9 protein-coding genes are annotated in these 11,597 nt (G+C 70.8%); 6 read left to right on the forward strand and 3 right to left on the reverse strand.

Annotated features, from left to right (window positions below; all coding sequences use genetic code 11):
* Positions 1–19: 19 nt before the first annotated feature.
* From AC3CF1_RS07385 to AC3CF1_RS07395, 3 genes are all read right to left on the reverse strand, one after another.
* Positions 20–2,296 carry a TOMM precursor leader peptide-binding protein gene (locus AC3CF1_RS07385; protein WP_488449911.1) on the reverse strand — a complete coding sequence of 759 codons (2,277 nt, stop codon included), beginning with the start codon at positions 2,294–2,296 and terminating at the stop codon, positions 20–22.
* Between the two features lie 151 nt (positions 2,297–2,447).
* Positions 2,448–3,473, reverse strand: coding sequence for a hypothetical protein (locus AC3CF1_RS07390; protein WP_488449912.1), 1,026 nt, complete (start codon positions 3,471–3,473; stop codon positions 2,448–2,450).
* 151 nt (positions 3,474–3,624) lie between these two features.
* On the reverse strand, positions 3,625–6,501 hold the full coding sequence (locus AC3CF1_RS07395; protein WP_488449913.1) for an ATP-binding protein: 2,877 nt from the start codon (positions 6,499–6,501) through the stop codon (positions 3,625–3,627).
* Positions 6,502–7,580: 1,079 nt separating this feature from the next.
* Between AC3CF1_RS07395 and AC3CF1_RS07400 the strand changes: the two genes are divergently transcribed.
* From AC3CF1_RS07400 to AC3CF1_RS07425, 6 genes are all read left to right on the forward strand, one after another.
* Complete coding sequence (locus tag AC3CF1_RS07400) at positions 7,581–8,846, forward strand: prolyl oligopeptidase family serine peptidase (RefSeq protein WP_488449914.1); 1,266 nt, start codon at positions 7,581–7,583, stop codon at positions 8,844–8,846.
* A 78-nt stretch (positions 8,847–8,924) separates the two neighbouring features.
* Positions 8,925–9,350, forward strand: coding sequence for an NUDIX domain-containing protein (locus AC3CF1_RS07405; RefSeq protein WP_354980950.1), 426 nt, complete (start codon positions 8,925–8,927; stop codon positions 9,348–9,350).
* 8 nt (positions 9,351–9,358) lie between these two features.
* Positions 9,359–10,003, forward strand: coding sequence for a class I SAM-dependent methyltransferase (locus AC3CF1_RS07410; RefSeq protein ID WP_354980951.1), 645 nt, complete (start codon positions 9,359–9,361; stop codon positions 10,001–10,003).
* 146 nt (positions 10,004–10,149) lie between these two features.
* Entirely contained in the window at positions 10,150–10,524 is a 375-nt protein-coding gene (locus AC3CF1_RS07415) for an ArsR/SmtB family transcription factor (protein ID WP_210793791.1), read from the forward strand.
* Entirely contained in the window at positions 10,521–11,027 is a 507-nt protein-coding gene (locus AC3CF1_RS07420; protein WP_354980952.1) for an SRPBCC family protein, read from the forward strand. Before AC3CF1_RS07415 ends, AC3CF1_RS07420 begins: the two co-directional genes overlap by 4 nt.
* Positions 11,015–11,578, forward strand: a complete 564-nt coding sequence (locus AC3CF1_RS07425) for a dihydrofolate reductase family protein (protein WP_354980953.1) — start codon at positions 11,015–11,017, stop codon at positions 11,576–11,578. The genes AC3CF1_RS07420 and AC3CF1_RS07425 overlap by 13 nt, the downstream gene beginning before the upstream one ends.
* Positions 11,579–11,597: the final 19 nt, after the last annotated feature.

The following is an 11,597-nucleotide window of genomic DNA, read 5'->3' on the forward strand; positions in this document are numbered from 1 at the left end:
GGTCGCCCGGGAACGCCGGCTAGAAGAACACGTTCAGCGGATTGGCCGACGTCTCGTCGACGGCCAACGGGCCCCGACCGAGACGGGCCGGCACGTCCCACAGTCGGCCGGGGCCGAGCCGGCGCCAGAAGTGCCGCAGTCCCGGCACGACGACCTTCACCACCGCCAGGTCGACATCCGGACGGGACTGGTCGACGACGATCACCTCCAGGCCGGCCCGCTCCGCCCGGCGTACGCAACGACGCACGTCATCCCCTACGTCGCCGGTGGTCAGCGCCGGGTGGTCCGCAGCGGTGCGCGGCGGTCGGGTGGGATCCGGGGCCAGCCAGGGCTGGTCGGCCACCCGCACGGTGCCGAACCAGCGCGCGGTGTCCGGGTCGTCGACGCCGTACCGGTTGCGGGCGGTGGCGGGTCCGGCGACGGCGGGCAGGAACTGGTTCACCTCGGTGAGCGCCCGGGTCAGCGCGACCCGCGCGTCCAGGTGCGCGCCGAAGCCGACCAGGACGTCCTCCGGCCCCCCGTCGACCCGCCGGGACACCGCGGCGAACGTGGGTACGCCGAGGTCGGCGGTCAGGTCGAGGGCCCACAGTTCGCGGCCGAGGGCGGTGGCGTGGTGGTCGACGCAGGCGGCGGTCCACGGGTCGCCGAACGAGGCGAGGTCCACCCCGGGCATCCGGGACCGGTGGTACCACCACAGGGCCACGCTGTCCCGCTCCACGAGTTCGCAGAAGCCCTGGAGGATCGCCTCGGACAGGTTGCCGCCAGCCGCGCAGCCGTTCGAGTCGGCCGAGCACACCCCCAGCCCGGTCAGCTCCGGATGCCCGTACCAGCAGTGCGCGGCGGGCAGCTCGCGCGGTGTGTGCCGGGTCAGCGACCAACCCGTGGTCCAGTCCAGCTCCACGTCGTCGGGCAGCGGGCGGGGAACGCGGTGCAGGTGGCCCAGGTCGCGGTTGAGCCGGTCCCGGTCGGCGTACTGGCGTTCCGAGAACAGCAGCAGATCCCTCAGGTGCACCGCCCGGTCCGGGCCGAGCTGCCGGTAGGTGGCCCGGTGCACCGGGCGGTCGCCGCGCCACACCCCGCAGTAGCGCTCCACCGCCTCCCCGACCGCGCTCATCCGGGCCTGCAGGTCGGTCCGGCCCTTGCCGCCGCTCTGTCCGCGCAGATTGCGACGCAACGCGGCGAGCTGGCGGGGCTGGGCGAAGTTGTGCCCGGCCGAGTAGGTGTGGGTGACGCCGTTGTCGGCCGCCTCCAGCGGGGTCAGCCGGCTCACCACGCCCAGATACCGGCTGACGTGGTGGACGAGCGAGGCGTACGCCTCGGCCGGTTCCCGGATGCGGGAGTCCCCGGCCCGACTGGGCTGGGTGCCGCTGGGTGGCAGGTCGATCCGTGGCTCGGCCTTGCGGACGAGGTCCGGGTCACCGCAGGCGGGGCACTGCGGCTGGCGTACCAGTTGGTGGCTCTCGGTGCTCAGGTCCCTGGTGTCCAGGGCGACCATCCGTCCGGTGAGGCGGGGAGACGCGCCCCGGACGGCGAGCACGGCGAGTTCGGCGGCGAGCAGCCCGGCGGCCATGGTGGCCAGGCCGGGCAGGACCGCGCGGCCGGGCTGCGGCAGCGGATCGGTCAGGTCCTGCCCGTCGAGGAAGGCGTTCACCTGTTCGTTCTCCTGCCAGCGTTGCCGCAGGCAGACCCAGCAGCCGGTGCGACCCGGCACGAGGTGCGGGCCGAGGAAGACGACGTTGCCGTGTGGCCGGGCCAGCGTCCACGCGCGACCGGCGGCCAGGTGCCGCTCGTTGAGCAACGCCAGCCGGGGGTCGAGCATCGACGACGGCAGCACCAGCACCTGGGCGGTGTCGGCGCCGGGGTCCGGTGCGTCCGGCCCGACCACCGTCGGGGCGAGCCCGAGGGCACGCAGCGCGTCGGCGGTCTCGGCCACCCTGGGCGCGCCGAGGTCCACGATGGTGACCGTTCCCCCGGCCATCCACCGCCGTCCGGCGTCGGGCGGGACACCCCGGGCGTCCCAGCCGGCGGCCTCGGCCGCCGAGGTGTGCGCCGGACCGGAAACCAGAAGGCCGTGGTCGCGCAGTCGGGCGAGGGCTGCGGCGACGGCGGCGACCGGGTGTCGGGTGGCCAACCGGGCCACCACGTCGGCCAGCGGCGCGGCACCGTCGAGCTGGTCGGCCAGGTCCGCGGCGACCGGGTCGTCGATGAGCAGGCTGCGGGTCTCCCCCAGCACCACGAGCGGGCCGTCGGGCAGCCGCACCGGCACGTAGTCCGATCGGAAGCGCGGACGCCACATGGGTTCCTCCCGAGCCTCGTGGCCGGGCCGCGGCACCACCGGCCCCGCCGGCGGTCACGGCTGCTGTCATCGTCGCGGTCCGGTGCGCCCCGATCCGAGTGATGCCACCGGTTTCTGCCGTCGCCGACGTGGTGGACCCTCGGCGGCAGGGTCAGCCGGCGGTGACGGTCAGCGCGGTGTCGTTGAGGCCCAGCACCGATGTGCCGACGGTCTGTGCCGGCACGAGCAGCACGAAGGTCTCCACCCGGGTGACCCGGATCGACTTTCCGCTGACCGCCTTGAGGTGACCGGTGGCGATCAGGTCCGGGCTCTGCGGCTCCAACCGGACGGTGGCCGGGCCGCCGGGCGCCGGGCGCAGCGTGTCGGTGGCGTGGATCGTCAGAAAGGTGAGCGTGCCGGTCGGCACCGCGACCGCGCAGTCGGACCATTCCGCCCGGTCCATCGTCCGCCGCACCGCGCCGCCGACACCGGCGAGCTGCTGCCCGTAGACCTCCCAACCGCCGGCGAACTGACCGTCGAGCAGCGGGCTCGACACGACGAGGGACCGGTTGCCCGTCGTGGACCCGATGCTGCGGGAGAACACCTCGGCGCCGAGGGCCCGACGGCTGGTCTCGTCCAGGGCGGCGCCGCCCGCGGTGGCCGGCCGGCCGTCGATGCTCCGGGCGACCACCAGCGAAGGTTGGGTGACCTGAACGTTGTGGCTGAGCTTCCACTGGCCGTCGGCACCCAGCACGAACTGGCTGACGTCGGTGGGCGCCAACTCCGAGCCGGTCAGTCGGAGAGTGGCCGTGGCGAGGAAACAGGACGGATCGCCGGGTGGCACCGCGAAGACCGGGTTGATGTGCTGGAAGGACGGTTGCGCTCGCTGGTTGTACGCGGCCCGACGGACTGCGGCGATGCTGAGGTCCAGCGAGGGCGAAACCTCCTGGGCCCGCAGCGCCTCGACGTCACCGGCCACCGAGGCGGCCGAGTCGGCCTGGTCGAAGGCGGTGAGCACGAGCGCCGCCCGGTCCCTACCGAAAGTGGCCGAGCCGTGGGGCGCCGGGGTGGCCGCGTCCACCGGTTCGCCGCCACAGCCGGTCAGCACGAGCAGCGCCACCGTGGCGGCGGCGAACGGCATAGCGGGCGCCGGCGCGGCGAGGGTACGCGGGCTCCTGACGGATCTTCTGCCCAGCATCTCGTCCTCCATCCACCACCGGTCCACGGGAATCGCGCCCGATGCAGTCGAGTATGTGAGCGGCTGTCGGGCCACGACGGTGGCGGCGCGGCCTCGTGCTGCCCGGCCTGTCGACGTTGCACCGAACGATGTCATCCGGCCTGGATCGCGGTCACCGATCCGTGTCATCGAGCCGAGCGACCCAGGCAGCCAGAGCCGACCGGGAAGCGACACCGGTCTTGCGGTAGAGGCGGGTCAGGTGCGCCTCCACCGTGCGGGGGCTGATGTTCAGCTGCCGCCCGATCAGTCGGCTGGTGGCCCCGGTCGCTGCCAGCCGGGCGATGTGCCACTCCCGGTCGGTCAGGGCGGCGACCTCACGCGGGCCGATCGGACGGGCCAGTCGCAGACCGACCCGTTCCGTCCCGCACCACAAGGCCAGTTCGAGCGCCCGGCGACGGGCCCGCGCCGCCAGGCCGCTCTGGTCCGCGGCTTCGGCCGCCCGGGCCAGGGAGGCCAGGGCGAGGCTGCGCCTCAGCACCATCCCGCCGGCACGGAACAGGTCGGCCGCGGTCTCCAGGTGCGGCAGCGCCGCCTGGACCTCGCCGCGGGCGAGCAGCACCTCGCCGTACGCCGACTCGGCGAAGCCCCGCTGCCCGGGCAGACCGACCTGATCCGCCTCGGCCAGTGCCAGTCGCGCCTGCCGCTCGGCGGCGGCCACCTCGCCCGCGGCGAGCGCGGCGGCGCAGAGCAGCTCGTACCACCTGGGCCGCAGCGACGTCTGGAGACGGCTCAGCCGGCTGTCGCCGCCGGCGGAGCACACCAGGTCGGCACAGGTCGCCGGATCACCCGACAGCAGCGCCGCGGTCGCCAGCGCCGTCGCGGCCGTACGACCGCACCAGGTGGCGAGGTCGGTGGCGATTCCGGCGGCGCTGCGGGCCAGCGCCAACGCCCGGTCGTCGTCCCGGAGGCCACCACGCCACGCCGTCGCCTCCGCCTCGAACGCCAGGGCGAAGCTCAGCAGGTGGTGACTGCCGATGCGCCGGGCGACGATGCCCGCCTCGGTGGCCAGTCCGATGGCGGTGTTCAGCTGCCCGCCGTGGTAGGCCACCTGACTGCGACCCAGCAGCAGTTGGCACAGGCCGTCGTCGCGGTGTGAGGCGCGGACGAGCGTCAGCCCTCGGTCGAGGTGCCGCACCGCGTCGGCCTGCCGTTCGAGGTAAAGCTCGCTCAGGCCGAGTGCGGTGAGGCAGTCGGGGTGGTCCCGTACGTCCCGGTCCGGCAGCGAGTCGACGATCCGGGCGCCGGCATCGAGCAGACCCCGGGCGTCGTCCAGTGCGCCGTCGTGTGCGGCGGCCAGACTGCGGACGGCCAGCAGGCTGGCCCGGTCCGCACCGGAGCCGCCGAGATCTCCGCCGAGGACGTCGGGCAGCCCGGTCACGGGGCGCCCGGCCAGGATGCCTGCAACGCCGATCTCGGTGGCGAGGCGGTAGCCGTCGCCGGGTCCGGCACCGGTTGGCAGGGCGGCCAGCTCCCGCCGGCTGATGGCCGCCGCCTCCGCGTAGTTGCCGAGCAGACGTTCCACGCGCGCCCAGAGTGCTACTGCTTGCGCCCGTCGTCCTTGCGGGTCGGCGGGGAACAGCGGCACGATCTCCTGGAGCAGGGCCCTGCTCTCGGCCAGGTCGCCCGCCTCCCCGGTGATCTCGGCCAGCGCGAGCAACACGTCCTGGCGACGTTGCGTCAGACCGGCCGTCGGGCGCAGCGCACGCAACGCCAGCCGCAGCCAGCGGATGGCCAGGTCCGGCGTCTCGCGCCGAACATCCTGCGCGGCTCGGCAGAGCACGTTGACGCAGCGGTCGGCCCAGCGGGCGTTCGGCAGGGCGAGCAGGTGCTCCGCGTAGCGGGCCCGATCCGCGGGTGGCGCGCCCAGATCGACCAGCGCGGTGAGCGCCCGCGCACACGCCTCCACCTGCCACTGCGGGTCGGTGTCCTGAGCGACCGCCATCCGCAGCACCGGGTGCCGGAAGGCGAACCGTCCGGTGCCGGGGACGCGGCGGATCAGGTCGAGCCGGGCCAGCCGCCAGCATGCCTCGACCGCCAGTGACGCCGGGACCTGCGCGACCTCGGCGAGCAGGTCCGCGCTGAAGGGCGCATCGACGATCGCCCCGGCCCGCAGACAGGCCAGCTCGACGGGGGGCAGGTCCGTCCACTCGCGGCGCAGCACGGCGACCGCCGCGTCGGACAGCCGGGCACCCTGTGCTTCACGGATCGGGTCCGTGCTGTCGGAGGTTGAGCCGCTCGGCAGCACCGCCAGGTAGCCGGGGTTGCCGCCGGTCAGGTCGTACCGGGCACGCAACTCCACCTCGTCGACCTGGGGATGCAGGAGTGCGACCTCGGCGACGCTGAGAGGGCGGAGCTCGATCCGGTCGTGTGCCGGCGGCTTCGCATCGGCGTGCTCGTCGGGATCTGGTGGACCGAACGGCATCGGGGTCGCCATCTGCCGCGGGCGGTAGACGAGCACGAGCAGCACCGGGGCGGGCACCGGATACCGCAGGAGGTGGGCGATCAGGCCGGTGGAGGATGCATCCGCCCAGTGCAGGTCGTCGAGGACCAGCACCAGACCGTCCCGGGCAGCCAGGCCGATCAGCCGGCGGGCCAACTGGTAGGTCCGGAACCGCCGGGCATCCGACGCGCGTCCCGGCGCCGCTGGCACCGCGATGGTGGACTCCGCCCAGCTCTCCCCAGTGGACCGCCCGGCACGCAGCCCATGTCGAAGTGACTGCCCCTCCGTGAAGGCGTGTCGAAACACGTGGAAAGGAACTCCTCGCTCATCCGGCGAGCAGGTCCCGACGGCCCAGGGGACGGTGGGGGCGCACCGCTCCAGTGCCTCGTGGACGAACCGGGTCTTGCCGATGCCCGGCTCGCCGACGACCTCGCAGACCATTTGCCAGCCACGACTCAGCACGGCGGCCTGGGCTCTCCCGATACGTGCCAACTGCGCTCGTCGCCCGACGAAGCGCGGGCTCGACGCGCTTTCCAGCCCAGGTGTCATCACGCAGACCAGACGCCTTCCGGCACACTCAATGGGAATTGATCGCACTATACCGGAGCATCGCCGAATGTCGAAACATGCCGACCCCTATTCAACAAGTGCGAGACGCAGGTTCTTTTCGACATCGCATCACAACCCGCAGAAAAGGACCGGTCACCAGAAGCGCGGAATGATGTCCCTGAAACCCAATAAATCGCCCGCATCCTCCGGTGCCTGGCAGCCGACAAGTCCCAGGCCACTGTGGGGCTACAGCCAGGACGCCTAACTGTTCATTGGAGGGCCCCACCCAATCTGATATCACCACGATCATGGCCGCCCATACCGAATCACCCGAAGCGGTCATATTTCTACCGTCACCTGCGACCTGGAAGTTCTGCGCCACCTGATGAACCATCGGCGACCGCGCCAATTGACTGGGTCCCACGTCCCCGGAATTCGTCACCTGCCGCCAATCGTCAACATGCGAACAGCAAGATGCATCCGCGACAGTGCCCGAGATGGAAAGACCATAGGCGTCCAGCTTGAACCACTGCTCGCTGTCAGAGTGCTCCGGGGCCATCCACGGAGAGGATTGTCGGCATGTGAAGCCGGGATCTCGACGTACTCGCACCGACGTGGCAGGGCGGACGACCTCCGGGTACGCGAGGGCGCGACCGACGGCTCAGGCATCGCGGCAGACGACAACGGGGGCGTCGTCATCTCCCCTCACCAGAACAACTTCGAGATGCCGTTCCGTCTGGAGGTGTGGGACGACCCGCCTCCTGGTGGTCGATGACGTGCTCCAGTATTTCAGCCCCACGGACACGGTCGCCACGTTCGAGGTGCCCAGCGGCCGGTACGCCGCACGAATATCGGGTCGGGGGTTCGTCAACCGAGGCTGGCCCGGCTCGACGACCCCGGCGACAGGTGGCGGGTGCAGCTCTGGTCGCCTGCCGGCGATATCCCCGCGCGTCGGCTCAAGCAGTGGCGTCAACCTGCCGTCTGAGCACTTCGTACGATCCTGGACATGTCTGATCTGCGGCGCTAGGTTGAAACGTCATTGATGACCATCTTTATGATGCACAGGTACGGGGGCCCGCATGTCCACGTCTGTCACTCGCCGCACCGTCCTGGCCGGTGGTGCCGGTGCCGCCATCGGCCTCGCGCTGCCCGGCGCCGCAGCCCACGCCGGTGGCCACCACCCCACCAGCGTGAGATTCACCCTCGACGCGAGGACCCTTGACGGCGGTGAGCAGGTCACCTCGGTCACCCTGGAGACCGGCCGGCTCGGGCCGATCGACCCCGCCGGGCTCACCCCCGGCACGTTCACCGTCCACGCCAAGGCCACCAGCCCGATCCCGATCGCTCCCGGTGACCTGATCTTCAGCGAGTACGACCTGGACCGCACGGTGACCGCGGCACGGCTCGACCGGCACGGAAACATCGTGCTGGAGCTGAGCCACGCCGAAGGTCAACCCGGCGGTGGCACCCTCGGCTACATCGTGAGCAGGGGCCGCAACGTCCGGCTGAACCTCGTCTACACCATCAGGCAGAACACCCCACTCGTCCGGCGCCACGGCTCGCCGGTCACCATCACGCGCTTCGTGCAGGGGCGGCTGTCGAACCCCGAGGTGGACGCGTTCAGCCACCACGTCTCCGGCTCGGGCCTGAAGTACCGGTTGTACTCCCCGGAGCGTTCGCCCCGCCACGGTCGGCGGCCGTTGATCCTCTGGCTGCACGGCGGCGGCGAGGGTGCCTCACTGCCCGACGACTACTACGACAACGAGACCACTCTGCGCGCCAACCGGGGCGCCCTGGGCTTCGCCACCCCGGAGGCTCAACGGATCTTCTCCGGCGCGTACGTCGTCGCTCCGCAGAGCACCTCCTACTGGCTGGAGGACGGCCCCCGGTTCGCCCCGCTGATCCGGGAAATCGTCCAGGACCTCGTCCGCCGCAAGCGCGTCGACCCGGACCGGATCTACGTGGCCGGTTGCAGCAACGGCGGCTACATGTCCCTGGAGATGACCGTCGCCTATCCCGACCTGTTCGCCGCGTCGGTGCCGATCTGCGGCGTCGTCGAGCCGCTCAGCGGGGAGGGCCCGCCGCTGATCACCGACGCGGAGCTGGCGAAGATCCAGACCCCGACCTGGCTGGTCACCTCGCTCGACGACGATACGGTGCCACCCGAGACCAACACGATCCACGCCCACGACCTCATCCCGGGGTCACTGATCACCCTGTACGACCACGTCGTCTGGAACGGCTATCAGTTCCCCGGTCACTGGAGCTGGATCTACGTGGCCCGCAACGACCCGAGCAGCAACGGCACCCACATCTGGCAGTGGATGGCCCGCCGCCGTCGGTGATCCGCCGTCCGGGGTCAAGCGGGCGGGCGCACCGTCGGCTGGAGCGAGCTTGTCCCATCCCTGTGCTCCAATCCCGTCATGCATGTCGTTGTCACAGGCGCACTCGTTGAGAACGGCGCGGTCCTGCTGGTCCACCGCAGCCCGACCCGCCGGGCATACCCGGATCTCTGGGATCTGCCCGGAGGGCATGTCGACACGGGCGAGTCCGAACTACAAGCGCTCGCGCGCGAGATGCGCGAGGAGCTCGGTGTTCAGATCGTGGCGGAGTCCGCTTCACGGTTGGGCGACTGGCATGCCGGCAGTGGCGAGGACGCCGTTCACGTGGGCGTCTGGAAAATTGGAGACTGGGTCGGTTCTCCCACCAACCGCGCACCCGAGGAGCATGACGACATCGCTTGGGTCGGGATCAACGAGCTGGGTGGCCTTCCCCTGGTGTTCGGCGACCTGGCGGCGCTGCTTCGTCGTCTGCCTGAGCCTGACCGGCTGCCGCGTGGGCTCCTATAGTCCCTTCCGTGGACGCCCGGACCGAAGAGTTGAGAGCCGCGCACGACGTCCTCGCCGAGTTCTACGCCGAACGCCTGGCCGACGCTCTGGATCGCCTGCCGGCGGAGCGAGCCGTCCTCGACCTGTTCTGCGACCTGACGCTTGCCGCAGGTCTGGGGACCAGCGTCGGTGACATCGGTTGCGGGACGGGACGCCTTGAGCCCTATCTGGCAACCAGGGGCCTGACACCCTGGGGAGTCGACCTCTCACCCGAGATGATCCGCGTGGCTCGGCGTGACCATGCGACCTTCCGGTTCGATGTTGCCGACCTGCGTGAGCTGCCCTTCGAGGACGCGTCGCTGGTAGGTGTGGTCTGCTGGTACTCCCTCATTTTCCTGGCCCCGGCCGATCGACCGGCGGCCTACGGCGAGCTGTGTCGCGTCGTCAAGCCGGGTGGGTATCTGGTGACCGCCTTCAAGGCCGGACCCAGTCAGGTCCGACGCGCGGGCGGCAGCACCAACCTTGGCGTCGAGTTCGACCTCTACTGGCAGACCCCGCAGGAGATGGAGCGAAGCGTCACGGACGCTGGCTTCACGACCGTGTTCTGGGGCGGCGTGCCCGCCGATGGGCCGGACAGCCCCGCCCAGGGATATCTGCTCGCCCAGAAAGCCTGATGCCGATCCCCCGCCGTGCCGCCGAACCCCTCAACTCGGCAGACCGCACCAGGCCTTGAAGGCAAGGCCCGAACGAACGCATCCCGTTGACAACATCACCCGCATCCCAATACGCTTAACGCACTGGTTAAGTGAAGGAGCTTACGATGGCTGGCACCGATCAGCTCAGCGCGGTGTTCTCGGCGCTCGCCGACCCGACTCGACGGGCAATCGTCGCCGAGTTGGCCGAACGCGACGCCACGGTCACCGAACTCACCGCTCCTCTGTCCATCTCGATGCCAGCGGTGTCACGGCACCTGAAGGTGCTCGAACGCGCCGCCCTCATCTCGCGGTCACGGTCGGGCAAGTGGCGTGCGAGTCACCTCGAGGCTGCCCCGCTGCGCGAGGCAGCCGACTGGATCGAGCGCTACCGGCGGTTCTGGGACTCGTCCCTCACTCGCCTCGATGCCCACCTCGCCGCGGTGCAGGCCGCCGGACCGGCAACGGACCGGGTGGCCGACGACCCCAGGGAGCCCGAATGACCACCGAAACTCCGCAGCTCGTCGTCTCTCGCGTGTTCGACGCGCCGCGGGAGCTCGTCTACCGAGCCTTCACCGATCCCGACCATCTGGCGGCGTGGTGGGGCCCGACCGGCAACTCACTGCCGCGCGACGAGATCGAGTTCGACGTACGCCCCGGCGGCTTCCAACGGTGGACGGAGGTCAGCGCAGCCCAACCCGAGCTTCGGGTGCACGTCCACGTCGACCTCACGGACGTCACCGACGGCGAACTGCTCCAAGGCGTCATGCACGTCGGTGGCCGGCTGCAGGAGGGCATCGAGCCGTTCGAGACGAGACTCCGGGTCGAGTTCCACGACGAGGCGGGCGGACGGACGCGACTGGAGATCCGCCAGTGGCTCCCCGAACATCTGGCGCGCCCCAGCGAAGAGGGCTGGCGCCAGGCGTTCACCAAGCTGGACGCCGCGCTGATGAATGCGCAGGCCGTTGCAACAAGTCAACGAGAGGCAGAGGCATGGCAAAGCTGATCTACGTGACGAACGTGTCGCTTGACGGGTACATCGAGGACGAACGCGGCGCGTTCGACTGGTTTCCACTCGGCGACGAGGTGTTCGCGTTCCACACCGACCTCCTGCGATCCGTGGGCACGTTTCTCTACGGGCGGAGCCTGTACGAGACGATGGCCGTCTGGGAGACCGACCCCGCTCTGGCGGCGCAGTCCGACCTCGCAGCAACCTTCGCGAACGCCTGGCAGGCGGCGAGCAAGGTCGTCTACTCCACGACCCTCGACGCGGCCTCAACTGCCGACACCCGAATCGAACGCCGTTTCGACCCCGCCGCCGTACGCGAACTGAAGGCCACGGCCAGCAGCGATCTCACCGTTGGAGGTGCCGACCTCGCGGCGCAGGCTTTCAAGGCCGGGCTGGTCGACGAGTGCCAGCTGATGATCCTGCCCGTTGTCGTCGGCGGCGGCAAGCCAGGGCTGCCGACCGGCATGCGCACCGACCTTGAGCTCCTCGACGAGCGCCGATTCCCAAACGGGGTCGTACACCTGCGCTACCGCCCTCGCGGGCAGTGAACGACAGCCCTGCCCGGTT

This window comes from Micromonospora sp. MGP-C2 (assembly GCF_057766525.1).

Bases quoted from the DNA above. Each gene is read 5' to 3' on its own strand.
- AC3CF1_RS07385 (WP_488449911.1), bottom strand. From the start codon at position 2,296: ATGTGGCGTCCGCGCTTCCGATCGGACTACGTGCCGGTGCGGCTGCCC.
- AC3CF1_RS07390 (WP_488449912.1), bottom strand. From the start codon at position 3,473: ATGCTGGGCAGAAGATCCGTCAGGAGCCCGCGTACCCTCGCCGCGCCG.
- AC3CF1_RS07395 (WP_488449913.1), bottom strand. From the start codon at position 6,501: ATGACACCTGGGCTGGAAAGCGCGTCGAGCCCGCGCTTCGTCGGGCGA.
- AC3CF1_RS07400 (WP_488449914.1), top strand. From the start codon at position 7,581: ATGTCCACGTCTGTCACTCGCCGCACCGTCCTGGCCGGTGGTGCCGGT.
- AC3CF1_RS07405 (WP_354980950.1), top strand. From the start codon at position 8,925: ATGCATGTCGTTGTCACAGGCGCACTCGTTGAGAACGGCGCGGTCCTG.
- AC3CF1_RS07415 (WP_210793791.1), top strand. From the start codon at position 10,150: ATGGCTGGCACCGATCAGCTCAGCGCGGTGTTCTCGGCGCTCGCCGAC.
- AC3CF1_RS07420 (WP_354980952.1), top strand. From the start codon at position 10,521: ATGACCACCGAAACTCCGCAGCTCGTCGTCTCTCGCGTGTTCGACGCG.
- AC3CF1_RS07425 (WP_354980953.1), top strand. From the start codon at position 11,015: ATGGCAAAGCTGATCTACGTGACGAACGTGTCGCTTGACGGGTACATC.